Source organism: Xanthobacter sp. DMC12 (assembly GCF_056314105.1).
In genome coordinates this window covers 1,061,521-1,086,898 of the sequence record NZ_JBQUYZ010000002.1, presented here as the reverse complement: position 1 = coordinate 1,086,898, position 25,378 = coordinate 1,061,521, and the positions used below count along the sequence as shown (strand labels likewise).

Sequence of the window (25,378 nt, the reverse complement as noted above, 5' to 3'; positions counted from 1 at the left end):
CGGCGGATCCTGAGGTCAACGTTCTTGACCGCAGCGAACCCCTTGAATTCCTTCGTAAGACCTGAAGCTTCAACGATAAGGCCAGCCGCCTCGTTCCTCACTTGTCTCCCCTCCAATTTTTCATGTCCAGGTTTCATCCGGACTTATTTTATTCGCCACTGGGAACGACCGCAGATCGTCCAATCGGAAGATCGTTGGCATGCGCCAGCTCCAACTGCCAGAACACTCTGTTTTGGATGAATTAGATTCCCTGTCATTAGAATTATTTCCCTGGACCGGACTGAACAGATTGCAAAAAATGCGGCCCAGCACAACTCTGCCAAGAGGAGGGCCGCATAACTAAAAATCATGCAGGCAAGACCTATTGTCATTCACGAGCAAAATAAAATTTCTCTTATTAAGCCAAAACTGGACAACTATGGATTTTTGATTTAATTTATTCTTTCAATCAGCCGAATAAACTGATATGTTTTGAATTAGAATAATATCATTACTATGCGTAAAGCTTGTTCTTCTGACTGCGACTTAACTGCTTGAGCGGTCGAGCAATGGGACCGGTGATCCGCCCGGAGCTTCAGGAATATTCCGGCCCCGGCCCGCAGTATCGAGTGGAAGGCCGAAGCATCCGGCCATGACGTTCCTGCTCGACGATATGCGCTGCCCATCCGGCAGACCTGGCGGCCGCGAAGAAAGAGGTGAACGCCGTGCGGGGCAGGCCGACGGCGTCCAGCAAGACGGCGGCATAGAATTCGACATTGGGGCGCAAGGGGCGCTTTGGGCGCTGCAACATGAACAACACCTCGGCTTCGACTTCCAACTGCTCGGCGATGAGGAGCCGGCCGCGGCATTCCACCGGCAGGGCCTCGACCGCCGCCTTGAAGATGGAGGCTCTCGGATCGCGACCTTCATAGGCGCGAGATCCGAACCCCATCAGACGCTCCCCGCGATCCAGCGCGGCGGCAAGCCAGGCTTGCGGATCACCCGCCGCAGTGTCGAACATATCCAGCACAAGGCCAGGTGCTCCGCCGTGAAGCGTGCCTTCCAGAGCGCACAGGCCGGCAATGGCGGAGGCGGTGCTGCCGGCCCCCGTTGAAGCCGTTACCCGCGCGGCGAAAGTCGAGGCATTGATGCCGTGGTCGATCATGATGCCGAGATAGGTGTTGAGCGCACGCTCCTCCGCGCTAGAGGCCTCCCGCCCGCGTGCGGTCCGCAGAAGGTCAGCGGCATGCGAGGCACCGGGGTCAGGTGGGAGGGGTTCCAGGCCGGATGCGAGGCGGGTTGCGGCGGCCGCGGCAACGCCCACGGTCGCCACCAGCATCAGCGGTGACATGTCTGCCCGGGGAATGCCGGACAGCAGCAACCGTTGCCGCTCGATGAGAGACAGGTTCTGGCTCGCGGCGGCCGGAAACAGCTGTGCGAAGCGGGAAAAAGCTGCAACCCGTGCTGCTCCGAGCGCCGCCGGCGTCATCTCGTTCGGCAGAATCTCCCGCCAGAGTAGCGCCGCGACCGCATCATAAGGCAGGCGCTGCGCAGCTTCGAACAGATCGTGGCCGGCGATGATGATGCGGCCTTCCGGCTCGACGGCATGACTGAGGCGGGTCTCAATCATGATTTCCGCGCCCGTCGCCGTCACATACATTCCCGGTCGCGGTCCTGCCGCCATGGTCACACCCGCTCGATAAGCAGGGCAATGCCCTGTCCGTCGCCGCTGCACATGGTACACAGAGCGTAACGGGTGCCGCGACCATGGAGTTCAAGCGTTGCCGTTGTCACGAGCCGGGCGCCGGACATGCGGAGCGGATGGCCGAGGGCAATCGCGCCAGCGTTCGCGTTCATGTGGGGCACGGGTCCTCGAGCTTGGCGTTGCACGCGAACGCCCCTTCTGCCGTGCCCATCACGAACGGAGCCCGCGCCCTGTTCTCGACGCCGCGCGATGGCGAGATGAATCTCGCCGCCGTCGCGACCGATAGGCGTGCGGACAGCATCGTAGATAGCAGCCTCGGTCAAAGGGCGTCCTTTCCCACGTCTTCGAGAAGGAGGCTGAGGTTGCCGAGACGGGCTCCGGGGCCTGCGTCTTCCACCATGTCCGCGCAATCGTGCGCCAGAGCCCCCTGTGCCTGTGATCGTGCCCAGTGGACAGGACCGCCGATCCAGCGCGGAAAGCCGTAGCCATTCACCAGCACCACATCGATATCCGACGCCCTCTCAGCAGCGCCATCTTCAAGGGCGAGAGCCGCTTCGTTCACCAGTGCCAGCAGGGCCCGGCGCTGAATTTCCGCCTCGGACAAGCTGCGCCGAGGCCGGCCGGCGGCGTGCGACGCTGCAACGATCACCGCCTCGACCGCTGGATCCGGCATGCCCTTGGACCGGCCATCGGCGTAGCGATAATAGCCCGCGCCGGTCTTGCGACCCAGCCGCCCCGCCTCGCACAGTCGATCGGGGATAGAGACGTAACGCGCCGCCGGGTCGCGCGTCGCGGCCAGTTGCTGGCGCATGCGCCAGGCGATATCGAGGCCCGACAGGTCCGCCACGGCGAACGGCCCCATGGCAAAGCCGAAGGCTTCCAGGGCGGCATCTACCTGCTGCGGCAGAGCCCCGTCCTCCAGCATGAATTCGCATTGCTGGCGGTAGGCGGAATACAGGCGGTTGCCGATGAAGCCGAAACGGTTCCCGGCCAGCACGGCCTGCTTGCCGATGCGCCGAGCTACTGCGAGCCCCGTCGCCACCGCGTCCGGAGCACTGGCGACGCCACGCACCACCTCCAGCAGCCGCATCACATGCGCCGGGCTGAAGAAATGCAGCCCGATCACGTCCTGAGGCCGGCTCGTGGCCTGCGCGATCGCATCGAGATCGAGATACGAGGTGTTGCTGGCGAGTATCGCGCCATGGCGCGCGACAGCATCGAGCGCCCGGAAAACCTCCCGCTTCACCTCGATATCCTCAACCACGGCCTCCACGATCACATCGCAGTCCGCGACCGCGTCCAGATCCAGGCTCGTGGCGAACCGTGCAAGCAGATCGGCCTCTGCCCCGTGCGAAAGCCGGCCGGCAGCGGTCTGTCGCGCCACATGGGCCCTTATGGTTCCCCAGCCCCGCTCGAGGGCTTCTTTATCCCGCTCCACCATCACCACCGGCAGGCCGGCCTGAAGCCCCGCCAAGGCAATGCCGGAACCCATGGTTCCGGCCCCGACCACGCCGAGGCGCCGGAACGGGCGTGCCGAGCCCCCGAGCAGCCCCACGCCGCGCGTCGCCTCGCGTTCGGCGAAGAAGAGATGCCGCAGTGCCTTGGCATCAGGCGCAACGCGCAGGCGCTGAAATTCGGCCCGCTCGTCAATAAGGGCCTGGGCGGCGGGAACATGGCGTGCGGCCTGCACATGGCGGATCGCCGCCGCGATGTGAGGCCGCCCACGACCCGCCTTCAGCGCGGCGGCGACCGCGCTTTCCTCGTCAGACAGATCATCCGGGATCGCGCACGCAATCACCCGATGTTTGGCGCCAACGAGCGTCTGCGCATGGGCGATCGCCGCACCCCGAAGCGGTCCGTTGGCGATCCTATCGATCATGCCCAGACGGAGCGCTTCATCGGCGCCGACACGCCGGCCAGAGCACACCAGCTCGATGGCCCGCGAAATACCCACCAAACGCGGAAGCCGCTGCGTCCCGCCAGCGCCGGGAATGATGCCAAGCGTGGTTTCCGGCAGCCCCATGAGTGTGCCCGGCACCGCAATCCGGGCGTCGCAACCGAGCGCCAGTTCGAAGCCCCCGCCGAGGGCTGCTCCGTGCAGTGCTGCGACGATGGGCTTCGGACAGTCCTCAATGGCTCGGATGACCTCCGGCAGATGAGGCTCCGCCAGCGGCAGCTCGAACTCCCTCAGGTCCGAACCGGCGATGAACGAGCCGCCATCGCCCATGATGACGGCTGCACCAACGGAGGCGTCCGCGGCGATGGCGGCGACGGCGGCGAGTAGCCCGGCACGCACCGCCTGAGAGCCGGCGTTCACCGGCGGGTTGTCGATGAGTATAACGGCCACCGCGCCGTCCCGCTCAACGCGCACCACGGGATGCGGGTTGGAGGCGACCGGTATCGCCAGAGAAGGCGCGCTCACCGCGCCGGCTCCGCCTGGCGAACCAAGGCGTCAACAGCCAGCACGCCGCCGCCATCGGCAAGGATCAGCACCGGATTGATCTCGGCTTCGATGACTGCCGGCTCATGGATCAGCGCAAGCCGTGAGACGGCGACGATGGCGTCCGCCAGAGCATCGAGATCTCCCTTAGGCTTGCCGCGATAGCCGCCCAAAACCTGCATCGCTTTCACCTCCGCGATCATCTCCAGGGCGCCGTCGCGGTTCACGGGGGCGAGGCGCAGGCTGCGGTCGCGATAAAGCTCGGTGAAGACGCCGCCGGCCGCCAGCATTACGACCGGTCCCACCTGCGGATCGCGCCGCAGCCCGATAAGCGCCTCCCCCAACCCACGCGCCATCGGCTGAACCAGAATGCGCGAGACGATGGTGCCGGGGCGCCGCTCTTCGACAGTGTCCTTGATACGGGCCATCGCTGACGTGAGCTCCGCTCTGTCGGAGATGCCTAGCGCCACGCCGCCCACATCAGTTTTGTGGGCGATGTCGGAGTGCAACACCTTGGCCACCACAGGATAGGCGAAAGGCAGATCCGGCACCGCGGCGCCGGCATCGAGCACGGCGACGGGCGCGTGGGGAATACCTACGGCAGCGAACAGCGCATAGGCTTCAGCTTCGTCCAGCATGCGACTTCCCGCATCAGCCGGATTGGACGCGGTGGCCCAGGGAAGGTCCGGGCGCGGCGCGCGGCGGGCAAAAGCGGCGGCGATAACGTCGCCGCAGGTCTCCGGCGTGCGGAAGCTGGGAATTCCCGCCTCGGCCATCCGGACGAGGGCCTCCGGCGCATCAGGCACAATGAAGGCGGCGAGCGGCCGCGCGTGCTCGCCGGCGGCGTCAGCCACCGGCTTCACCGCCAGCTCCGGCTGAAACCGAGCCGAGGAACCAACGGTGGCGAGGATGAGGTCGAATTCGGGGGCGGTCAGCATCACGTCGAGCGTCGATTTCATCACGTCGTAGCGTGTGCCGGCGAGGGTCAGATCGACGATGCGGCCGTGGCCGCCGTTCACGCCCGCCGCGGCGAGGCGCGCGCGGGTGGCGTCCGATGGCGGGACAACAGTGACGCCGCGCATGGCGATCTGATCCACGGCCATGGCCGCGCCGCCACCCGTGGTGGTCACGACGCCGACGGTTGGCGTTCTGCGCTCAGTCCTCGTCTGAAGCTTCTGCAGCAGGGGAAGGATTTCGAGCAACCCCTCGAACGACTCCACACGGGCGATGCCGCATTCACGCAGGAAGGTGTCGGCTACATCGTCAACGCCGGCGAGGGCTCCGGTGTGGGACACCGCGAGCTCGGCGGCTTCCGGCGAGCGCCCGAGCTTATACGCAGCCACGGGTTTGCCGCGTTTCGCGGCCTCCAGCGCGAAAGCCTGCAGCGCGTCTGCGTGCCGCATGGTCTCCAAGAAGAGCAGATACCCCGTGGTCTTCGGATCGTCGAGGGTCGCGGCGCAGATCTCGCCCATGCTGAGGTCACTTTCGCCGCCCACCGAGACGAGCCCGGAGAAGCCGACGCCACGCGCCTTGCCGCGGGAGACCAGCGCACCGATCAGGCTGCCGCTGTGAGAACCGACAAAGATGCCGCCCACGGGCAAATCGGGTTCGGCGAAGGCGGCATTGGCCGTCAGCACCAGCCGTTCATAAAGGTTGACGATGCCAATGCTGGACGGTCCCAGTACACGAACACCATAGCGCCGTGTCAGATCCTTGAGTCTACGCTCATTATTCTCGCCTTCGGCTCCCGATTCCGCGAAGCCGCCGGCGAGAACCGTCGCAACGGGAATGCAGAGTTGGCCGCACTGCTCGATGGTGGCGAGCGCGGCTTCCGTGCCTGCGAGAATGAAGGCGTGGTCCGGCCGCTCCGGTAGCGCGCTCAACGAGGGAAAGGATGTCTCCCCCTGCACCGTCGCGCGGGTCGGGTTGACCGGATAGACGCGCCGGGCATAGCCGGCGCGGCGCAGAAAGTGCAACGGTCGCGCGGCGGTCTTGGCCAGGTCATCCGAAATGCCGACCAGAGCGACCGAGCGCGGCTCCAGGAGCGCTTGAGCCCAGTCCGGGGCGGAGGATTTCACTTGAGGCGCGATCATGAGGCACGCTGACTGAAGCGCCGGTCGAAAACATGTTCGGCGACGCGGTTTTTGAGAACTTCGATGGAGCCGCCGGCGATCATCCACCCACGGGTTCGCTTGACGCAATATTCCACTAGCGCCTCAGTGCTATAGCCATAGGCGCCCATCACCTGCAGTGCCTCGTTCGCGACCTCGAAGCCGGCCTGATTGCATGCCAGCTTGGCGATGGCCGTTTCGTAAGGTGAGGGCAGGCCGTTGTCGGCATTGGCCGCTGCCCGATAGAGCAGCAACTGGGCGCTTTCCAGCTTCAGCGCCATATCAGCGAATTTCCATTGGAGACCCTGGAACTCGCACAACGCCCGGCCGAACTGGTGCCGCGTCAATGCGTGCTCGCGCGCGACTTCATAGGCGTGGCGTCCGAGAGCCAGGGAGCGGGACGCATTGCCGATGCGCTCCACGTTGAAGCCCGCGATCTGCTTCTTGAACCCGCCAGGCCCGAGCAGAACGTTCTCGTTGGGAATATAGCAGTCTTCGAGATAGAGCTGGGACCATTCTTCGCCGCTCATGAAGGCTGACGGCTGGCCGACGGCAAAGCCCGGCGTGCCGCGTTCCACCAGCACTGAGCCGATGCCCCCGACGCCCGGTCCGAACCGGACGTAAATGAGGAAGAGCTTCGCCTCGGGGCTATGGGTAGAAAACACCTTGGAGCCGGTGATGCGGAAGCCATTCCCGTCCGGCCGGGCGGAGGTCTTCAGCTCGGTAACGGCCGAGCCCGCGTCCGGTTCGCTCATGCCGAGAGCGATGAGACTGCGTCCCGCCAGCAGATCCGGCAGGAAGCGTTCCTTTTGCTGAGCGCTCGCATATTCGGCGAAGGTGCGCAGGGGTCCGAAATTGCCGGCTTGGACCACATCCGCGCTCTTGGGGCAGACCAGGGCAAGCTCCTGGATGGCCGTTACCGCATCCATCAGCGTGCCGCCAATGCCGCCGTCTGCCTCACCTATGGTAATGCCGAGAAGGCCCATTTCCGCGAGCCGCTGAGCCACGGTCCATGGAAAGCTGGGCACATGGGCGCGCTCCAGCGCCCCCGCGGCGAGTTCCGCGCGGGCGAAACGGCGAACCGTATCAGCGAAGGAAGTTTGTTCTGGTGTAAGGGCGAAGTGCATGGCGTCATCGCATTGAAATCGGTGTGCCCTTGTCCCTGCAATTGCGCCTGAGGGGCAACTTCGTAGTTGTCGGCCCGTCATGAGTTTTGGTAATGCAATTCCATGAGCCTTCGATTGCCCCCCTTGAACCCGCTGCACGTCTTCGTGTGCGCTGCGCAGCATTGCAGCTTCACCAAAGCGGCGGAGGAACTGCGGGTCAGCCAATCGGCGGTCAGTCGTCAGGTCGCCGTGCTGGAACATTTCCTCGGCGTTCGGCTTTTTCTGCGCGAGCGGCCGGGACTACGCCTCACCCCTGACGGCGCGCAGTATCTGGCCGACGTCGCGCCCGCATTTCAAGCCATCTTCGACGCGACGGGTCGTATCTCCGAAGGGTCCGATCGCGGGCCCTTGCGCCTTCAAGTCTATCCAACCTTCATGGCCAAGTGGCTGATGCGCCGCCTGCCGGAGTTTCAGGCCAAGCATCCCGACATCCAGGTGCGGGCGACGTCCAGTGTGGCCCCGGTGGACTTCAGCCGCCATCGAGTCGATGCCGCAATCCAGCTCGGCGATGGCGTCTGGCCCGGCACCGAGGTGATGCTGCTGTTCAAGGATTCATTCGAGCCGGTGTGCAGTCCTCAGCTGGTGAAAAACGGCCCTACGGTGAAGAAGGCCGAAGATCTGCTGCGCTATCCGCTGCTGCACTCCCATTATCGGCGTCGCGACTGGGCCGACTGGTTCGAATCGGTCGGCGTGAATCCGCCAACGGAGGTGGAACCGACGGTCTTCGCCAGTTCCCTGCTCACCTATCAGGCTGCGCTCGATGGGCTGGGCATCGCGATGGGTCAGACCAAGATGTTGCGCAATGAGCTGGAAAGCGGTGCTCTCATCCGTCCCTTTCCGCACGTCTTCGAGCGCGATCTCGGCTATTATTTCGTAGCTCCGGAAGCGATGGGAAACCGTCGACGCCTGCGCGTGTTCCGCAACTGGCTCGCCGAAGCCGCCAGCCGGGACTCCTCGAATTCTTGGCGTGCATAACAAAAACTCATCCGCCGATGAGGTCTGCGAAGTGTAAAGCCGCACCCTTTCTGGGCAAGTTTCCCGCACACGAATAAGCTCCCGGCGCGCGGCTTTCCGGTCGTTCCGGCGCACGGAAGCAGTGGGAGGGAACGCCGCATGAACTCCAGTCGTCGTGCCTGTCTTCTGGAGTTGTCGCTGGCTGCGCTCGTTCCGCTGACCCGGAAGGCCGCCGCCGAAGCGGCTCATCCGATAGGGCCGCTCTTCTCATCGTCCCCTCTCCGCCGTCTGAACCCGCGGACATGACAGCCCTCGCGCTCACGGAGGGTATCGCACGCCTGCGCTCGGCGGCGTTTGGCGCGCACCCTGGAGGCGGCTCGCCGCAGAAACCCGACGCCTCCATCGAGGCGGAGCAAAGCAAATGGCGCGAGGTGGTCGAAGCCGCCGGCGCACGCGTGGACTGAAGGACCGCGAGCCGAACATGCAATTCAGCTTCACCGAAGAACAGAAACTCTTCGCCGACAGCGTCCGTCGCTTCGCCGAGACGCGCCTCCAGCCACGGGCGTTGGAGCGCGCCCACGATCCGTGCTTTCCGCGCGATGTCGCCCAAGAAATGGCGGAGCAGGGGCTGCTTGGCATTGCCATGCCCGTGGAGGATGGCGGTCAGGGCGGAAGCCTGATCGATGCGGTCATCGCCATCGAGCAGGTTGCTGCGGCCTGCCCGCGCAGCGCTGATGTCCTGCAGGCTGGAAACTTCGGCCCCATCCGGACTTTTGCCGAATATGCGAGCCCCGATCAAAAGCAGCGCTTTCTGCGCGACCTGCTTGCCGGACGGAAGGTCATCAGTCTGGCCATGAGCGAGCCGGAGGCCGGCTCCGCCGTGACCGAGCTGAAGACATCCGCCCGCAAGGATGCCCATGGGTATGTCATTAATGGCAGCAAGGTCTTCTCCACCCACAGTCCGGATGCAGACCTGTTTCTCGTCTACGTTCGCTTCGGGCCGGGCGTTAAGGGGATCGGGTCGGTGCTGGTGGAGCGCGATACGCCCGGTCTTTCCATCGGCCAACCATCCCCCTTCATGAGCGGCGAGGAATGGTGCCAGCTCTACTTTCAGGACTGCCACATCCCGGCCGAGAACGTGCTGCTGGGGCCGGGCGGTTTTCAAAAGCAGATCTCGGGCTTCAACGTGGAGCGGATCGGCAACGCATCGCGGGCTCTCGCGCTCGGTCGTTACGCCTTCAACCTCGCCCGGGAGCATGTCTCCACGCGCCGACAGTTCGGACGACTTCTTTGCGAATTCCAGGGATTGCAGTGGAAATTCGCGGATATGGCGCTGAAGCTGGAAGGCGCACAGCTTTTGCTCTACCGCGCTGCCGTGAACGCCGGGGAGACGGGTCTGCCGAACCCGTATGAGACGGCCATCGCCAAGGCAGCCTGCAACCTCGCCGGCTTCGAGGTCGCCAATGAGGCCGTCCAGGCGATGGGAGGCCTCGGCTACAGCCAGGAGGCCCTGGCAGAATATTGCATGCGGCGCACGCGAGGCTGGATGATCGCGGGTGGCTCAGTGGAAATCCTGAAGAACCGCATCGCCGAGCACATCTTCGAACGACGCTTCGACCAGAGGGGCCAGCGCGCCGCGGCAGAGTAAGACCCGCAGGACACGCGCGCAGAGATTTGGAACGATGAGAATACCGATGATGATCGAACGATTGCCGGAGCTTGTGGATGCCGACCCGAGCCTCGTGCGCCGTGGGCGCTTTGTCGACACCACCTTCCTCCTTGAGATCGGCGACGCCTCCTATCTGATCAAGGTGGCCGAAGGCCGGATCGACAGCGTGCGCAGCGGCCCGGTCGTGATGCCCAGCTGGACATTCGCTCTTCGCGCGCCCCGTGATGCCTGGGCCGCCTTCTTTCAGCCCGTCCCGCCACCGGGATCCAACGATCTCTTCGCAATGCTCAAGAAGCGCGTCCTGAAGATCGAGGGAAACCTCCATCCCTTCATGGCCAACCTGCTTTACTTCAAGGGCGTCCTCGCCACCCTGCGGAGCCTGGAGGCCACGCGATGACCGTCCGTTTCGAGCCCATCGTCGGGCGCTACCTGAACATTGATCTGCTGGGACGCGCCCACCGCCTGTATATCGAGGAAGCCGGCGAGGGAGTGCCGCTCCTCTGCCTCCACACGGCCGGCTCCGACACCCGCCAGTGGCGCGGCGTGATGAATGATGCGCGCATTCTCAGGAATTATCGGGTTATCGCCTTCGACCTGCCGCTGCACGGAAAATCATCGCCGCCAGAGGGCTGGGAAAGGGAAGAATACAAGCTCACCTCCCAAGACTATACGGACATCATCCTGGCCGTCGTCTCCGCGTTGGAGCTGGATGCGCCCGTGGTGATGGGCTGCTCCATCGGCGGGCGCATCATCCTGCATCTGGCCCTGCATCATCCCGAACTATTCCGCGCCATCATCGGTCTGCAGTCGGGCGCGCATGTGGACCCCTATTACGACCTCACCTGGCTGCACCATCCCATGGTGCACGGAGGCGAAGTATGTGCCGGCGTGGTCTCCGGGCTTGTCGGCCCGGGGGCGCCGGAGAAAGAGCGCTGGGAGACGCTGTGGCACTACATGCAAAGTGGTCCCGGCGTGTTCAAGGGTGACCTGCACTTCTACAAGCTCGACGGCGATATCCGCGACGCGGTGGCTCGCATCGATACGACGCGCTGTCCGCTTTTTCTGCTCTCGGGCGAATACGACTATTCGGCCACGCCGGAGGACACGCGGGATCTGGAGCGTCGCATCAAGGGCGCCGAGGCGACCATCATGGAGGGCCTGGGCCACTTCCCCATGAGCGAGGATCCCGAACGGTTCATCGCGTACCTGCTCCCGGTCCTTCAGCGGATTTCGGCTCTCCAGGACACCAGCAACGCCGCGTGAGCCGAAGGGCTCGCGCTCAATCAAAACACCGCTGAGAACAGCGAACAGGGAGGCAAACATGAAACGGATCGGCATGGTGGCGCTGGCGATGGCTCTGGCCGTCGGCTCAGCGACTGCGCAGGAAAAAAAGCCCATCAGGATCGCGGTCATCAACGACCAGAATGGCATGTTCTCGGAAACCGGGGGCCTCGGCTCCGTCGTGGGCGCCCGTCTCGCCATCGAGGATTTCGGCGGGGAGATCGATGGCAGGAAGATCGAGCTCATCGTCCAGGACCACCAGAACAAGCCCGACATCGCCGCGTCCATCGCCCGCAAGGGGATTGAGGTGGATGGCTACGACCTGATCGCGGATGGCGCCTCCTCCGCGGCAGGCCTCGCCATCAATGAGGTTGCGAAGGCGAAGGGAACGATCTTTGTGGTCTCCGGTCCCGCGGCTCCGGACTTCTCGGGAAAAGGCTGCAGCCCCACCACGTTCCACTTCACCTATGACACTTATGCGCTCGCCAACGGCACAGCCAAGGCCATTGTGAAGCAGGGCGGCAACACCTGGTACTTCATCACGGCCGACTATGCCTTCGGTCATTCCATCCAGCGCGACGTCACCAAGTTCGTCGAGGAAGCCGGCGGCAAGGTTCTGGGGTCCGTCAAATATCCGACAGGCAGCCAGGATCTGAGCTCTTACCTGCTGCAGGCGCAGGCCTCCAAAGCCAAGATCATCGGCCTTGCCAATGCTGGTACCGACACCATCAACTCGCTGAAGCAGGGCAAGGAATTCGGCATCGTTCAGGGTGGCCAGAACTTCGCCGGCCTGCTCGTTTTCATCTCGGACGTTCACGCCATGGGCCTGGAGGTCGCCCAGGGCCTGATCCTCACCACGTCCTTCTACTGGGACCTGAACGACAGCACCCGCAAGCTCTCCGCGCGCTTCTCCAAGCAGATGAACGGACGTGAGCCCACCATGGTGCATGCCGGCGTCTATAGCGGTGTGCGCCACTATCTCTCGGCCGTGAAGGCCACGGGCACGACGGACTCCGCGGTGGTCGCCAAGAAGATGCACGAATTGCCGGTCAACGACGCCTACAACACGGACGTGGCTATTCGGGCCGATGGGCGGGTCCTTCACGACATGTACTTGATGAAGGTGAAGTCGCCGGCCGAATCCAAGGGCCCATACGACTACTACACCCTGCTCGCGACGACGCCCGGCAAGGACGCCTTCCGACCACTGTCCCAGAGCGAATGCCCACTCGTGCAGAAGTCCAATTGAGACAAGCGCGTCGCGAGCGCGCCTCCAGCTGGCGGCAACCGGGCCGCCGGCCTCAATCAGGTAAGGAAGCTGGCCGTGAAAACCATAGAAGCCCTCGGCTTCATCGGGCTGGGCGTGATGGGCGAGGCCATGTGCGCCAACCTTGTCCGCAAAGCGGGCTTGCCCGTCAGTGGAACCGACATGAACCCCGATCCGGTGGAGCGGCTCTCCGCTCTTGGCCTCCACCCCGCGCGCAGCATCGCCGATGTCGCGCGTGCGAGCGACGTGATCTTCCTTTCGCTGCCGAGCGGCGTCCAAGTGGAGGACGTCTGCTTCGGATCCAGCGGCATTGTCGAGGCCGGCGGGCGGGTGCACACCGTGGTGGACATGAGCACCAGCCCCGTGAAGCTCACCCGCGAACTCGCCGCGCGCATGGCGGAGCATGGCATCACCTTCATGGACGCTCCTGTGGCGCGCATGCGTCAGGCGGCGAAGGACGGCACACTCTCCATCATGGTCGGCGGGACGCGGGAAGGCTTTGCAGCCATACGGCCGTTCCTTTCCACCATGGGCACCGACGTCACCCATTGCGGCGGCGTCGGCACCGGGCAAGTGGTGAAGATCCTCAACAACATGGTGGTCTTCATGACTGTTCACGCCTTGGCCGAGGCGCTTGCCATCGGTCGCAAGGCCGGGGTGGACGGTGGCCTGCTGTTCGACGTGATGTCGATGGGCTCCGCCGACAGCTTCGCCCTTCGCACGCCCGGCCAGAAAGCCCTGGTGCCGAACACATTCCCGGAGCAGACCTTCCCCACCGACTACGCCATCAAGGACATCAAGCTGGCACTGGAACTCGCCGAGCAGGCAGGCATCGACGCGCAGGCCGCCAAGCTGACGTGGTCCTTGCTCGAGGAGACCAGCAAGGCAGGATTCGGTCGCGCCTATTATCCCGCAATGATCCGGCTCATTGAGGTCGCAGCGGCTTGAAAGGCCAACGATGTCGCCTTTGCACGCCCCGCTTCCTCCCACGTCCTTCGGCACTGGCGAAACGCGCGCGCTGATCACCCTGATCCGCGACATACGCTGGGACGCGGTCGACGACGATGTCCGCCACGCGGCGCGACGCCATCTGCTCGATACGATGGGTGTGATGATCTCCGGCTGCGCCGGCGACGTGGCGGGAAAGCTGGAGCATGTTCTGGCCGCGGTGCGTCCGGCGGGCGATGTGCCCGTGCCGGGGCGGGCGCGGCGGGCGGATCGCCTCGATGCGGCCTATATCGGAGGCACGGGAGCCCACGGCATTGAGCTGGACGACGGCTATCGGCAAGGCTCTGTCCATCCGGGCGTCGCCGTGGTGCCCGCCCTTCTGGCCTCTGCCTACGGGCGGCACGTGAGCGGGGTGCGGCTGCTGGAAGCGATGGTTGCCGGATATGAGACGGTGACGTCCGTTGCGCGGACGTGCCACCCGGCCCTGCGCCAGCGGGGATTTCACCCCACCGGCACGGTGGGGGTGCTCGGTGCCGCTATGGCAGCCGGACGCCTCGTGGGTCTCGATGCTGGCCGCCTTGCCCAAGCGCTGGGGCTCGCCGCCAGCGGAGCGGCCGGCCTCTTCGCTTTCCTCGGGGGAGGCGGTGACGTCAAACGCCTCCACGCCGGGCACGCCGCTCGCGAGGGTCTTATGGCGGCGCTCCTTTCCGCCGAAGGTGTCGCGGCGCCGAACGAGGTGCTTGAGACGAGCGACGGATTTTTCCAGGCGTTAGCCTTCGGCAAATCGGAACGCCCGCTCCGGCTGACCCTGCCGCCCGATGTCCCTTTCGGCATCGTCGACTGTTATATCAAACCCTATGCCTGCTGCCGCCATCTTCAGCCGGCGGTGGAAGCGCTCATCGCGCTCGCATGCGAGCACGCTCTGACCCCTGACACGGTCCATTCGATCGAGGTCGCCACTTACGAGATCGCGGCCGCCCATGCCGAAACACGATGGGCGGATTTCGCCAGTGCCCAACTCTCGTTCCCATTCATCCTCGCGCTGGGTCTTCGCTACGGGGAGATCGATCTCGCCCATTTCGCGCCCGAAATCCTGACTGATCCGGGGCTTGCGGCAATCTGCGCACGTGTGAGCGTGACGACCGATCCCGAACTGGACCGGCTTTATCCCAATCTGCGGCCGGCCCGCGTGACGGTGACAAGTTCATCGGGCACGTTCACCCGGTCAGCTGAGGAGGCCCTGGGATCGCGTCTCCTGCCGCTGGATGATGCGGGGCTCGGGCGCAAATTCCTCCGCCTCGCGTCGCCGGTCCTCGGCTCTGATGCGGCGGAACGGCTCTTGGATCGCCTGTGGCAGATCGATACCTTCGCGGACGTCACCCCCCTCATTGAAGCAGCCGCACGCCCGGCAGGAACCGCACAATGATCGTCTGCGCGCCGGCCTACGAAATCTTTGCGCTCCGCTATGCAACGGTCGAGCGACGGGCATCGAACACCTACCTTGTCTGGCAGGGGGCAGACCACCCGGTGCCTCTCGATTTCTTCTTCTGGGCCGTCCGCGGCGCCGGCCGGACAATTGTGGTCGATACCGGCTTCAGCGCGTACTCGGCCCAAAAACGCAAGCGCCCGCAGCGCCACGCGCCGGTGGACCTGCTTCGGCAGATCGGCATCGCGCCTGAGACGGTGAGCGACGTCATTCTCACTCACCTGCATTTTGACCATGCGGGCAACACCGACGTATTCCCGATGGCCACGTTCCATCTTCAAACGCGGGAGATGGCGTTCGTCACCGGCGCGGCCATGTCGCACCATTTGCTGCGCGAGCACTACGAGGTTGAAGACCTCGCAGCCGTGCTGCGGCTCGTACACGCCGGTCGCGTCCGTTTCCATGATGGAGAGGGCGAGATCGCGCCCGGGGTTGACGTTCACCTTGCGGAGGGTCACACGGCGGGGATGCAAGCCGTCCGGGTCTCCACGCAGCGTGGACCTGTCGTCCTCTGCTCGGACGCAGTTCATTATTATGCGAACATCGAGCGGGAAAACCCGTTCCCAGCCGTAGCCGACGTGGTGGCGGAATTGAACAGCTATCGCCGTCTCATGGCGCTCGCCGGGGATCTCGATCACCTGATCCCGAGCCACGACCCTGAGGTGCTCAAGCGGTTCAGTCCTCATCCAGACGGACAGGGAGATGTGGTCTGCCTGCATGTACCGCCACACGCATTCCCCTGATCAGCGGGCTTTGGTGCCCCCGGCGTGGAGCAAGGAAGCGGTGATGGTGCCTGGACGCGGACGCGACCGCCTGATGTCATGGCAGGGCTCGACGCCAGGGAGAGACCCCGTTGGAAAAGCACTATAGAAGCTTGCCGCTGAACCCGCTGCGCGCCTTCGCCATCGCATCGCGCCATCGCTCGTTCACAGCGGCCGCCCGGCACATGGGCGTCAGCCAGGTCGCCATCAGCCGCCAGATCAGCATCCTGGAGGCCTATCTCGGCGTGAAGCTGTTCGAGCGCTCCTCCCACGCGGTGAAGCTCACCGACGTCGGCCGCAGTTTCGGGCACGAGATCGCGGGGCTGTTCGACGGTATTGAGCGCGCCACCAGCCAGATTCTCGCGGATGAGAGTGATGCCACCATCAGCGTGCGCGTCTATCCGAGCTTTCTCAACCACTGGCTCATGCCGCGTCTCGCGGCCTTTACCGCGCTTCACCCGCAATACCGCGTCAGGTTCGACACCACGGTGGAGCCGCTCGACTTCCGTAGCACTTATCTCGATCTTGCCATTCAGCTCGGCCAGGGCGGGTGGCGCGAGGCGCGATCGCAATTGCTGTTCGAGGAACGTGTCGATGTCGTGTGCAGCCCGGCCTATGCGGAGCGGATCACGGAGCAGGTTGCGGAGCGACGCATCGACGAGACAGACATTCTCCAGTCCAAGTATCGGCGGGAGGAGTGGGGCATCTGGGCTACCGGCGCCGGCGTCTCGCTGGGGGCCTGCAACAGCACCGAGTTCGACTCATCCCTTCTGACCTATAGCGCCGCCAAGCAGGGCTTCGGCCTTGCCATCGGCCAACTCGCTCTGCTCAAGCCGGAACTCACTATCGGGGCGCTGGTGCGGCCGTTCGGCTGCGAGGTGGCGACGGGCGCCGCCTTCTATGCCGTGTGGCCGACGACAAAGTCCGTCGGCCTCAAGACCCGCCGCTTCATCGATTGGCTCGTTTCAATCGCCGCCGACGATGCAACGCCCGACAGCGGGAAAGTCACCCAGTTGCGGGCCAAGGCCGTGAAGCGGAGCGCGGGCCCCAGTGAGGGGGCCGCCCGTTACGCCATGTAGGCGTATTTCACGTTCTGGAATGCCTGCAGCCCTTCCATTCCGCCCTCGGAGAACAGACCGCTGTCCTTGTGTCCGCCGAACGGTGTCTCCGGCAGGGAGACACGCCATCCGTTGCAGATGACGCTTCCGGCTTCCACGTCGTCGATGGCGCGATTGATGATGTGAACATTGCTCGACTGCACATAGGCCGCCAGGGCGAAAGGCAGGCGGTTGGCGAGGGAGATTGCCTCCTCATAGGTGTCGAAGGCGGCCGTTGCCGCAATGGGGCCGAAGGGCTCCACGTTGGAAACCATCGCGTCGGGGGTGATGTCCGCGATCACGGTGGGGGCGTAGAACGAGCCCTCCCTCTCGATCGCGTCGCCGCCGGCCATGATCCGAAGTTTCCTTGCCCGAGCATCGGCGACGAAGCTTGCGATCGCACCGACCCGGCGGGGGCGCACCAGCGGGCCCATGGTGGTGCGATCCTCGAACCCGCAGCCAAGCACGAGCGCATTCGCGGCCTCGGCCAGAGCTGCGTTGAAGGCGTCATACACCTTGCGCTGCACGAAGAAGCGGGTGGGCGCGATGCAGATCTGGCCGGAATTGCGGAACTTCGCTGCGGCTGCGGCGCGGGCGGTGGCGGCGATATCCACGTCATCGAAAATCAGCACCGGTGCGTGGCCGCCGAGTTCCATGATGGGGCGCTTCATCTGCGCGACTGCGCGCGCGGCGAGCTGCTTGCCGATTTGCGTGGAGCCGGTGAACGTCACGCCCCGCACGGCGGGCGCATCGATCAACCGCTCCGAAATGAGCACCGCGTCACCGACCAGGATGGAAAGAGCCCCTTCGGGGAGGCCGCATTCGTACGCGATCCGGCCGATCGCCATGGCGCATGCCGGCACCTCTTCCGCCGCTTTCATGATGATCGCGCAACCGGCGCCGAGGGCTCCCGCCATTTTTCGCGACGGGGTGATCAGTGGCGCATTCCAGGAGCCGAAGGCGGCGACAATACCGATCGGCTCCGGAGCTACGATCTGGCGAGCGTGAGGCTCGCGGGCGGGAATGATCCGGCCATAGGCTCGGCGACCCTCTTCGGCGTACCATTCCCACATGCCCGCAGCCTGCTCCACCTCAGCGACCGCCTCCTTCCAGGGCTTGCCGAGTTCGAGCGTGACGAGGCGCGCCAGTTCGTTGACGCGTTCGCGCATGGTGTCTGCCACCTTGCGGAGGACCTTGGCGCGGTCGAATGCGGACATTCTGCGCCACACGGAGAAGCCGCGCTCCGCGGCGGTGAGCGCGCGCGCGATGTCCGATTCCGTGGCTTCGCAGAACTGCCCCAACACCTGTCCGGTGGTGGGATCGACGACGTCGCGCATCACCCGGCCGCCGGCGACCTCATACGAGCCCCCGATGAGTTGGCCGATCTCGGGATAATGGGTCTTCGCCTCGGATCTTGTCTGCATTTTCCTGCCCTTGCCGCGTTTCGCTCGCTGCTTTCGCGCCCGTAACGGGTTCTCGATCAGGATGATCAGAGCATGAGCGGGCGGCAGGCGACAGTCGGCGCCTCTTTAGACCAGCTTAACCTCCGGTTATGGCTTTGCCGGGTTAAGCCCGAGTGAGACGAACTTCCGATCTGGGTGGCATGACCATCCCTTAGCGGACAGGTCGCGGCCAAGGACGTTAATCTTGGCGAAAGAGCGGGGCGATGCAGGACGTGTCCCGTGGAGAAGCGGGGAGGACGTCATGACCATCACGTGCAAGGGCGCAGTACTGCGCACGCTGGGGCTGCCGCAGCCCTATGCGGAGAGTCGCCCGCTCTCCATCGAGAACATCACGCTCGATCCACCCGGCCCCATGGAGGTTGTGGTGAAGGTGATGGGGGCCGGCCTCTGTCATTCCGACCTTTCGGTCATCGACGGCTCGCGCGGTCGCGGTGTGCCCATGGTCATGGGCCATGAAGGGGCCGGAGAAGTGGTGGAGGTGGGTTCAGCTGTCACCGACGTCAAGCTGGGCGACCATGTGGTGTTTCAATTCTCCGTCTCCTGCGGTCGTTGCCGGGCTTGCCTCGCCGGCCGCCCGAATATCTGCGAGGCGGCACCGGCGGCGCGCAGCAAGGGAGAACTCCTGTCCGGCGGCTCCCGCATCCGCGATGCCGATGGGCGCCCCCTTCGGCATCAGGCGGGGGTCTCCTGCTTTGCCGAATACAGCGTCGTAGACCGAGGCTCCGTGGTGGTGATCACAAAGGATCTGCCATTGATCGAGGCCGCCGTATTTGGATGCGCAGTGATGACCGGCGTCGGAGCCGTGGTGAACAGCGCCCGCGTGGGGCCAGGCGAGCGGGTGGCTGTCTTCGGGGTCGGCGGTGTCGGCATGTGCGGCGTCATGGGCGCGCGCGTCGCCGGAGCGGACGTCATCGTTGCCGTCGATCTTGACGATGCCAAGCTCGCCAAGGCGGCGAGCCTTGGTGCCACCCACGTCTTCAATGGCAGCGATCCGGATCTCGACGCCAAGATCCGTGAGGCCACGGACGGCGGCGTCGATCATGCGCTCGATTTCGTGGGGGCCCCCGCGGTGATTCAATCCGCCTATGGGGTCACGATCCGCGGCGGACGCGTGACCACCTCAGGCCTGGCGCCGTTGCGCGCCCTCATGTGCGTGGAACAGGGCGATCTCGTCTCGAACGAGAAGTCCATCTGCGGCTGCTACATGGGGTCCTGCGTGCCGGTGCGCGACATCCCCCGTTTCGTAAACCTCTATCGCAAGGGACACCTGCCGGTGAACGCCTTGCTGGATGGGGTGATCGGATTTGACGAATTGAACATCGGCTTTGATCGCCTCGCGACCGGCGGCGCGCTGCGCCAGATCCTCGCGCCGCACGGCGTGTAAGTTCAGCGCGCGGGAAAACCGGCTGGTTTGTAACGCTTAATAACCAAACGCGCGCCGAAGCCACGGCACGCAAATCCAGGGAGTGCAATCCAAGATGTCTGCTGTGACACCGCTACTCTTCCAGCCGCTCACGGTCCGCGGTGTGACGTTGCGCAACCGGATCGCCGTTTCGCCCATGGCCATGTACTGCGCTCGAAATGGCTACCCGACTCTGTTTCATCATGTGCACTACGGCAAGTTCGCCATGGGCGGCGCTGGCCTCGTCTACATCGAGCAGGCGGCGGTCACCCGCACCGGCCGCATCACCAATGGGTGCATCGGCCTGTGGGAGGATGCGCAAGCCGATGCCCTTGCGCTCATCGCCGCCTTCCTGACCGAGCAGGGGGCCGTGCCGGCCATCCAGATCAACCATTCCGGCCGCAAGGGCAGTGCCCAACGGGCGTGGGAAGGCAATGGCGTACTCACCCCGGCGAACCTCGCGAACGGCGATGAGAGTTGGCAGCCCGTGGGCGCCTCGGACAATGCCTTCGCCGAGGGCTGGCCGGTGCCGATCCCCCTTGACCGCGCCGGCATGGACGACATCCGCGATGCCTTCGTGGCCGCCGCCAAGCGCGCGCTTCGCGCCGGCTTCAAGGTGATCGAGCTGCATATGGCTCATGGCTATCTGTTGCAGAGCTTCCTCTCGCCCGTCGCCAATCGGCGTACCGACGCTTATGGCGGCAGCCGCGAGAACCGCATGCGTTTTCCCCTCGAGATCGCACGCGCGGTGCGTGCCGCCATTCCGGACGAGACCCCTCTTTTCAGCCGAATCTCGGCCGTGGATTGGATCGATGGCGGCTGGGACATGGATGACAGCGTCGCGCTCGCCAGGGAATTGCGTATCGCAGGTGTGGATCTCGTGGACTGCTCCTCGGGTGGCAATCTGCTGCGTGGCGCCACCAACTCCAACCTCACCCGCCATGCCGGCTACCAGGCTCCTTTCGCACGGCGGGTGAGAGAGGAGGCGGGCATCATGAGCCAGGCGGTGGGCCTCATCCGCACGCCGGATTTCGCTGAAAGCCTGTTGCAGGACGGCGCCGCGGACATCATCGCCATTGGCCGGCAGATGCTTTTCGATCCCTTCTGGGCCCATCATGCCGCGGAGGCCTTGGGCGTGACGGGTGCCTTCGAGGCTTGGCCTCAACCTTATGCGTGGTGGCTGGACAAGTGGTCGAGCGGTCTGCGCGTCAACGGGGAGCGACCGGCCGCATGACCTGCGCACTGCGGCACGGTGGCCTGACCATCCACCTGCTTCCCGAGATCGAGCATCGCATGATGCCGGTCTCGTTCCTGTTCAATGACCTGACGCGAGCCCAGATGGAGGCGAATGCGTCTTGGCTCGACACCCGCTATCTCGATCCCTGCGCGATGACGCTGGGCATAGCCTTTCAGGCCTATGTGGTGCGCACCGGGGGACTGACGATCCTGGTCGATTCCTGCAACGGCAACCACAAGCAGCGGCCCACCGCGCCCTGGCAGCATGACCTGCGATCGAACGCCTTCCTCCAAAATCTCGCTGGCCTCGGTCTGCGCTGCGAAGACGTGGACATCGTGGTGTGCACCCATCTCCACTGCGATCACGTGGGCTGGCACACGCGACTGGACCATGGGCGGTGGGTGCCGACCTTTCCCAATGCCCGCCACCTCTTCGGGCGCAAAGAGTATGAGCATGCCCTCGCTCGCTTTCAGCAGGAAGGCGCCGCCGCCGTTAATCACGGGGCATTCGCGGACAGCGTCTTGCCGGTGGTGGAGGCGGGCCTGGCGCACTTCGTCGACGAGACCCACCTCGTCGTTTCCGATGTCGGCGGCGAGGTCTCCCTGATGCCGGCCCCAGGGCATTCGTTCGGACATTGCTGCGTGCGCACGCGCGGCGGTGGGGAGGAGGCACTGATTTGCGGAGATGCCCTGCACCACCCCATTCAGCTGGACCTCCCCCAGTTGCACATGCGTGCTGACCTCGATCCCAATCTGGCTGCAACGACACGCCGGAACTTGCTTGCCCACTGTGCCGACACTGGCACCTGGCTGCTTGCGGGCCACATTCCCTTCCGGTCTATGGCGCAGGTCCGCCGCTTCGAGGATCGCTTCCGCTTCGTGTGACCCCCGCTCTGCTAGACGTCCAACGACAAGAGCCGGGCGATACACCCGGCTCTTTCCTGTACGCGGCGTTCGTTCGTCAGTTGTTCGCCACCAAGGGGCAAGGTGATCCGGCCAGCGGCCGAAACGCTTCGCCACCGGGGATTGTCGCGATTTTCTTGTAATAGTCCCATGGCACCTTGCTTTCGGCAGGCGATTTGACTTCGAACAGATACATATCGCGGATCACGCGGCCATCGATCCGCAGCGTCCCGTTCTTGGTCATGAAGTCGTTTATGGGAATGTCGCGCATCTTCGCCATGACGGGGAGAGCGCTGTCCGTGCCTGCGGCCTTCACCGCCTTGAGATAATGGGCCACGGCGCTGTAGACCCCCGCCTGGTAGAGTGAGGGCATCGCCTTGTGACGCGCGAAGAACCGCTTCGCGAAGGCCCGCGTCTCTTCATCGAGATCCCAATAGAAGGGGCTCGCAAGCATGATGCCGCTGGTTGCTTTCAGACCGAGGGCGTTGACCTCGTTGATGGCCAGCAGAAGGGTGGCGAGCTTTTGGCCCGATTGCACGATACCGAACTCGGCCGCCTGCTTGATGGCGTTTTGCGTATCGGCGCCGGCGGTGGCCAGCGCGATCACCTGCGCCTTCGACGCCTGCGCCTGCAGCAGGAAGGACGAATAGTCCTGCGTGTTCGCCGGGGCGCGGATGTTACCGACGACCTTGCCGCCTGCAGACTTCACCACCGTCGAGGTGTCGGTCTCCAGGGCATGGCCGAAGGCATAGTCGGCGGTCAGGAAAAACCAGTCCTTGTAACCGTTAGCGACCACCGCCCGCCCTACGACCTGGGCCAGCGCGTGGGTGTCATAGGTCCAATGTGCGCCCACCGGGGAGCAGGCCTTTCCGGTCAGCTCGGATGTCCCGGGGCTGGAGAAGATGACGATGCGGTTCTTCTCACGCGCAATCGCTTGAACGGCCAGCGCCACCGCCGAGTTCGGAACGTCGACGATGACATCCACCTGCTCAGTGTCGTACCACCGCCGGGCGATCGCCGCGCCCACGTCCGCTTTGTTCTGGTGGTCCGCTGAAATCAGCTCCACGGGTGTCTCGCCGACCTTGCCACCCGCGTCCTCGACCGCCATCTGCGCGGCCAGAACCGATCCCAGTCCCGTATTGTCGGTGTAGAGCCCAGACAGGTCAGTCAGAACGCCGATCTTGATTTTGCCGCCGCTGACCTCCGCTTGCACCGGAGCGGCGAGGAATAACGCCGCGAACGCTATAGCGATGGAAAACTTAGCCCTCATCGAAGACCCTCCCCAGAGCCTCTAGGCGCGGCTGCCCATGAATATTGTTGCCGCGTGCGTCAGCCGCGCATGGAGCCACGGACGCCTCGAAGGCTTCACACCAATGGACAAGGGCAACAACTTCCTAAACCGAAGCCCGACCCAACTTTTGGGAATGATGGGCCGTTCGCGCCAAGTGACGTGCCTCTTCGGCGAGATGAACGCCAAGAAGCGAGCGAACTCAATGCTTCGGTGGCTGAACTTGATCGGGTCTGATCGTCGGTGGGCATCGATATGGCTGACGAGGCAGGGTGCGGCGAACCAGTCTCCGGCGGAAATTCCCTGCTCTGCGGGAATTTGAGGGAATTTCCGCCGCGCACGGGCCCGCCAGAGCGGCTCCGCGATTGAAAAGGCACGATTTATCAGGCCTTTATGCCGACAATTCCCTACCCCGCTCTGAACCGCGCCGATTTTTCTAGACGCCTTCGGGGGTCGCATTGTGCTGCCGTTCGAACTAGATGGGCGACAGCATCCCGTTGCGTGCGTGTTTGCGGGTGGGGTTGTAGAACATCTCGATGTAATCGAACACATGCGCGCGGTAAATATCCCGCACAAGGCGCCTTGTTGCGATTTTCGCGAGTGACCCTTTCGCGCGTCTTTTTCGTGATCCAGTTGCAACGCCACCCATCACCCTGTGCCGCTATTTTCAGCTTGAGTATGTTCACTTTTTGTTCTCACTCTCGCCTATGGTCGAGAACCCGACCATTCACACTCTAATAGTGTTGAATGTACCGCTATGCGTGGCGTGCGAGGACTGCGGCCATCGCACGCTCATTTCCGGCCACCAGCTTGCCAGCCGACGCCTCCTGCGCGGCGCTATGTCAGCCATTAGCTCCCTGCGCTTACGCCGCGGCGAATGCGGGAGCCGGCGTGTTCAGAAGGTGATTCCCCACGACATGACCGAGGCCGGGCGATTCGCCGCTGGCGAGTGAGCGCGTTCTCCCAACGTTCTCCGACTGTGGATGACGGTGATGGCGAAGACGTCAAAATCGTAGAAGTTGATAGTCGTCACGCTGGGGTGAAAACCAAGCTGGCGTAAGGCCCATTAGGAATTTGATAACCTGCGGGCGGGCACCATATGTAGTAGGAAGTGGGGTTCAAATGCCCCAAAAGGTGACAAACGGGGGTTTGACCCCTCTCCCGGACTCGCACTAGCGTGTTTTTTGCACGGGCAAGCGTGGTTTCCCGGCCACTGCCGGAGAGAGGAGGTGAGGTTATTGCGCTGCACGTACCCTAAGTCCGTCGCCGTCCGCAACTACACGCGGTTCCGGTTCGGGAACTGGGAACATGTGTGTGCTCACTGTCGCGGGCTGCCTAGCCGCTAGCGACCAAGCAGCCCACTCAGTGCGACAGGAAAGGCCCGGTCTCGACAACTAGCCTTATGCCTGCCCCGGACGGCGCCGACGCAAGTTGGCGCCGTTTTCATATGGTGGCTTCCAGCGATCTTGCCACCGAAGTCGTTAATTAACCGTAGCGCACCCCACCCGAGTCCCCAAGCGAGGAGAGACTCGTTGTGCATCACAATTTTCAACACCTCACAGAAAATATGGCGCGGCGTGCTACGGAGGATAGCGCCGCCAGACTGTTACGAGCTGCTACACCCGCAAAAGTTTAAGTCATTGATTTTATTGCAAAATTGGCCATTGGCTGGGGGACCTGGATTCGAACCAGGATTAACGGAGTCAGAGTCCGCGGTTCTACCGTTGAACTATCCCCCAACACCCGGACGGCCGCTGGCGCGGGGCGGGTGGGTCTGCCGAGGCAGGTGGGCTCTATACGCAATTCGATCGCCGGGTTCAACTCCCGATTCAGCATCATTCACACCCCCCTGTTCGAGGGGGTAGCACCAGGGGTATCGGCGGGGTTCGGCACGAGTCAGCCCCGACATCCGCTTGGTATACGACATACGCAATGGTGCCATGCACAATCCGCTATATTGCATCGCACGCGGATGGCCTATCTTCCCTTCATCAAATGGAGGCGAAAATGGTCACGATCACTGCACATGCTCCCCGCGAAACCGGCTTCTTCGGTCGCATCGGCAATGCGGTGTGCGACTTCCTCGACGCCGTCGCCGAAGCCCGCGCCATGTCGGAGCGCTATGAGTACCTCTCGCGCCGCTCCAACAGCGAGCTTGCCGAGATGGGCCTCGACCGTCAGCGCATCACCCAGGCCGTTGCCCGCGGCTTCTGAGAATTCCT

At 64.1% G+C, this 25,378-nt stretch carries 20 protein-coding genes, 1 tRNA gene and 1 pseudogene; 14 read left to right on the top strand and 8 right to left on the bottom strand.

All coding sequences use genetic code 11. The features are described 5' to 3' along the window. Window positions 1-574: 574 nt before the first annotated feature. The 5 genes and pseudogenes from ACT535_RS13130 to ACT535_RS13110 form a co-directional block, all read right to left on the bottom strand. Entirely contained in the window at window positions 575-1,639 is a 1,065-nt protein-coding gene (locus tag ACT535_RS13130) for a citrate/2-methylcitrate synthase (RefSeq protein ID WP_476364697.1), read from the bottom strand. 26 nt (window positions 1,640-1,665) lie between these two features. Beyond that, window positions 1,666-1,839, bottom strand: a pseudogene (locus tag ACT535_RS13125) (3-oxoadipyl-CoA thiolase); the annotation flags it as partial. A 164-nt stretch (window positions 1,840-2,003) separates the two neighbouring features. Further along, window positions 2,004-4,106 (bottom strand): 3-hydroxyacyl-CoA dehydrogenase NAD-binding domain-containing protein, encoded by a 2,103-nt coding sequence (locus ACT535_RS13120; RefSeq protein WP_476364696.1) that lies wholly within the window; start codon window positions 4,104-4,106, stop codon window positions 2,004-2,006. Next, window positions 4,103-6,217 carry an acetate--CoA ligase family protein gene (locus ACT535_RS13115; protein ID WP_476364695.1) on the bottom strand — a complete coding sequence of 705 codons (2,115 nt, stop codon included), beginning with the start codon at window positions 6,215-6,217 and terminating at the stop codon, window positions 4,103-4,105. Before ACT535_RS13115 ends, ACT535_RS13120 begins: the two co-directional genes overlap by 4 nt. Beyond that, window positions 6,214-7,362: an acyl-CoA dehydrogenase family protein gene (locus ACT535_RS13110; protein WP_476364694.1), complete on the bottom strand. Its 1,149-nt coding sequence runs from the start codon at window positions 7,360-7,362 to the stop codon at window positions 6,214-6,216. Before ACT535_RS13110 ends, ACT535_RS13115 begins: the two co-directional genes overlap by 4 nt. 102 nt (window positions 7,363-7,464) lie before the next feature. Between ACT535_RS13110 and gcvA the strand changes: the two genes are divergently transcribed. The 10 genes from gcvA to ACT535_RS13060 all read left to right on the top strand — a co-directional run bounded on the left by gcvA (window position 7,465) and on the right by ACT535_RS13060 (window position 16,846). Continuing rightward, entirely contained in the window at window positions 7,465-8,376 is a 912-nt protein-coding gene (gene gcvA, locus ACT535_RS13105; protein WP_476364693.1) for a transcriptional regulator GcvA, read from the top strand. Window positions 8,377-8,657: 281 nt separating this feature from the next. After that, window positions 8,658-8,819 carry a hypothetical protein gene (locus tag ACT535_RS13100; RefSeq protein ID WP_168461276.1) on the top strand — a complete coding sequence of 54 codons (162 nt, stop codon included), beginning with the start codon at window positions 8,658-8,660 and terminating at the stop codon, window positions 8,817-8,819. Between the two features lie 17 nt (window positions 8,820-8,836). Next, window positions 8,837-10,003 (top strand): acyl-CoA dehydrogenase family protein, encoded by a 1,167-nt coding sequence (locus ACT535_RS13095; RefSeq protein WP_168461278.1) that lies wholly within the window; start codon window positions 8,837-8,839, stop codon window positions 10,001-10,003. A 46-nt stretch (window positions 10,004-10,049) separates the two neighbouring features. Then, window positions 10,050-10,421, top strand: a complete 372-nt coding sequence (locus ACT535_RS13090) for a hypothetical protein (RefSeq protein WP_476364692.1) — start codon at window positions 10,050-10,052, stop codon at window positions 10,419-10,421. Next, window positions 10,418-11,287 carry an alpha/beta fold hydrolase gene (locus ACT535_RS13085; protein ID WP_476364691.1) on the top strand — a complete coding sequence of 290 codons (870 nt, stop codon included), beginning with the start codon at window positions 10,418-10,420 and terminating at the stop codon, window positions 11,285-11,287. The genes ACT535_RS13090 and ACT535_RS13085 overlap by 4 nt, the downstream gene beginning before the upstream one ends. Before the next feature lie 58 nt (window positions 11,288-11,345). After that, window positions 11,346-12,554, top strand: coding sequence for an ABC transporter substrate-binding protein (locus tag ACT535_RS13080; protein ID WP_476364690.1), 1,209 nt, complete (start codon window positions 11,346-11,348; stop codon window positions 12,552-12,554). Window positions 12,555-12,629: 75 nt separating this feature from the next. After that, window positions 12,630-13,520 (top strand): NAD(P)-dependent oxidoreductase, encoded by an 891-nt coding sequence (locus tag ACT535_RS13075; RefSeq protein ID WP_476364689.1) that lies wholly within the window; start codon window positions 12,630-12,632, stop codon window positions 13,518-13,520. A 10-nt stretch (window positions 13,521-13,530) separates the two neighbouring features. Next, window positions 13,531-14,946, top strand: a complete 1,416-nt coding sequence (locus ACT535_RS13070) for an MmgE/PrpD family protein (RefSeq protein WP_168461284.1) — start codon at window positions 13,531-13,533, stop codon at window positions 14,944-14,946. Then, window positions 14,943-15,749 carry an N-acyl homoserine lactonase family protein gene (locus ACT535_RS13065; RefSeq protein WP_168461286.1) on the top strand — a complete coding sequence of 269 codons (807 nt, stop codon included), beginning with the start codon at window positions 14,943-14,945 and terminating at the stop codon, window positions 15,747-15,749. The genes ACT535_RS13070 and ACT535_RS13065 overlap by 4 nt, the downstream gene beginning before the upstream one ends. A 110-nt stretch (window positions 15,750-15,859) precedes the next feature. Then, window positions 15,860-16,846 carry a LysR substrate-binding domain-containing protein gene (locus ACT535_RS13060; protein ID WP_476364688.1) on the top strand — a complete coding sequence of 329 codons (987 nt, stop codon included), beginning with the start codon at window positions 15,860-15,862 and terminating at the stop codon, window positions 16,844-16,846. Here ACT535_RS13060 and ACT535_RS13055 read toward each other — a convergent pair. Next, window positions 16,834-18,288, bottom strand: coding sequence for an NAD-dependent succinate-semialdehyde dehydrogenase (locus ACT535_RS13055; protein WP_168461288.1), 1,455 nt, complete (start codon window positions 18,286-18,288; stop codon window positions 16,834-16,836). The two genes, ACT535_RS13060 and ACT535_RS13055, sit on opposite strands and share 13 nt — an antisense overlap. Before the next feature lie 280 nt (window positions 18,289-18,568). Here ACT535_RS13055 and ACT535_RS13050 point away from each other — a divergent pair, with 280 nt between their 5' ends. The 3 genes from ACT535_RS13050 (at window position 18,569) to ACT535_RS13040 (ending at window position 21,850) form a co-directional block, all read left to right on the top strand. After that, a complete protein-coding gene (locus tag ACT535_RS13050) occupies window positions 18,569-19,711 on the top strand; it encodes a zinc-binding dehydrogenase (RefSeq protein ID WP_168461290.1) in 1,143 nt (380 codons plus the stop codon). A gap of 94 nt (window positions 19,712-19,805) precedes the next feature. Beyond that, on the top strand, window positions 19,806-20,963 hold the full coding sequence (locus ACT535_RS13045; RefSeq protein ID WP_168461292.1) for an NADH:flavin oxidoreductase/NADH oxidase: 1,158 nt from the start codon (window positions 19,806-19,808) through the stop codon (window positions 20,961-20,963). Next, the gene (locus tag ACT535_RS13040; protein WP_168461294.1) at window positions 20,960-21,850 is read left to right on the top strand and encodes an MBL fold metallo-hydrolase; all 891 of its coding nucleotides are present in this window, start codon (window positions 20,960-20,962) and stop codon (window positions 21,848-21,850) included. The genes ACT535_RS13045 and ACT535_RS13040 overlap by 4 nt, the downstream gene beginning before the upstream one ends. Window positions 21,851-21,926: 76 nt before the next feature. Here ACT535_RS13040 and ACT535_RS13035 read toward each other — a convergent pair whose 3' ends face one another. Continuing rightward, on the bottom strand, window positions 21,927-23,138 hold the full coding sequence (locus tag ACT535_RS13035) for an ABC transporter substrate-binding protein (RefSeq protein ID WP_476364687.1): 1,212 nt from the start codon (window positions 23,136-23,138) through the stop codon (window positions 21,927-21,929). 1,683 nt (window positions 23,139-24,821) lie between these two features. Then, window positions 24,822-24,895 (bottom strand) — tRNA-Gln (locus ACT535_RS13030). A gap of 268 nt (window positions 24,896-25,163) precedes the next feature. Here ACT535_RS13030 and ACT535_RS13025 point away from each other — a divergent pair. Further along, a complete protein-coding gene (locus tag ACT535_RS13025) occupies window positions 25,164-25,370 on the top strand; it encodes a hypothetical protein (protein WP_024277617.1) in 207 nt (68 codons plus the stop codon). Window positions 25,371-25,378 lie beyond the last annotated feature (8 nt).

Excerpts from the sequence above, each read along its gene's own strand:
- ACT535_RS13065 (WP_168461286.1), top strand. The coding sequence starts at position 14,943 with ATGATCGTCTGCGCGCCGGCCTACGAAATCTTTGCGCTCCGCTATGCA.
- ACT535_RS13115 (WP_476364695.1), bottom strand. The coding sequence starts at position 6,217 with ATGATCGCGCCTCAAGTGAAATCCTCCGCCCCGGACTGGGCTCAAGCG.
- ACT535_RS13085 (WP_476364691.1), top strand. The coding sequence starts at position 10,418 with ATGACCGTCCGTTTCGAGCCCATCGTCGGGCGCTACCTGAACATTGAT.
- ACT535_RS13055 (WP_168461288.1), bottom strand. The coding sequence starts at position 18,288 with ATGCAGACAAGATCCGAGGCGAAGACCCATTATCCCGAGATCGGCCAA.
- ACT535_RS13130 (WP_476364697.1), bottom strand. The coding sequence starts at position 1,639 with ATGTATGTGACGGCGACGGGCGCGGAAATCATGATTGAGACCCGCCTC.
- ACT535_RS13100 (WP_168461276.1), top strand. The coding sequence starts at position 8,658 with ATGACAGCCCTCGCGCTCACGGAGGGTATCGCACGCCTGCGCTCGGCG.
- ACT535_RS13050 (WP_168461290.1), top strand. The coding sequence starts at position 18,569 with ATGACCATCACGTGCAAGGGCGCAGTACTGCGCACGCTGGGGCTGCCG.
- ACT535_RS13090 (WP_476364692.1), top strand. The coding sequence starts at position 10,050 with ATGATGATCGAACGATTGCCGGAGCTTGTGGATGCCGACCCGAGCCTC.
- ACT535_RS13070 (WP_168461284.1), top strand. The coding sequence starts at position 13,531 with ATGTCGCCTTTGCACGCCCCGCTTCCTCCCACGTCCTTCGGCACTGGC.
- ACT535_RS13035 (WP_476364687.1), bottom strand. The coding sequence starts at position 23,138 with ATGAGGGCTAAGTTTTCCATCGCTATAGCGTTCGCGGCGTTATTCCTC.
- ACT535_RS13045 (WP_168461292.1), top strand. The coding sequence starts at position 19,806 with ATGTCTGCTGTGACACCGCTACTCTTCCAGCCGCTCACGGTCCGCGGT.
- ACT535_RS13080 (WP_476364690.1), top strand. The coding sequence starts at position 11,346 with ATGAAACGGATCGGCATGGTGGCGCTGGCGATGGCTCTGGCCGTCGGC.
- ACT535_RS13025 (WP_024277617.1), top strand. The coding sequence starts at position 25,164 with ATGGTCACGATCACTGCACATGCTCCCCGCGAAACCGGCTTCTTCGGT.
- gcvA (WP_476364693.1), top strand. The coding sequence starts at position 7,465 with ATGAGCCTTCGATTGCCCCCCTTGAACCCGCTGCACGTCTTCGTGTGC.
- ACT535_RS13040 (WP_168461294.1), top strand. The coding sequence starts at position 20,960 with ATGACCTGCGCACTGCGGCACGGTGGCCTGACCATCCACCTGCTTCCC.
- ACT535_RS13095 (WP_168461278.1), top strand. The coding sequence starts at position 8,837 with ATGCAATTCAGCTTCACCGAAGAACAGAAACTCTTCGCCGACAGCGTC.
- ACT535_RS13110 (WP_476364694.1), bottom strand. The coding sequence starts at position 7,362 with ATGCACTTCGCCCTTACACCAGAACAAACTTCCTTCGCTGATACGGTT.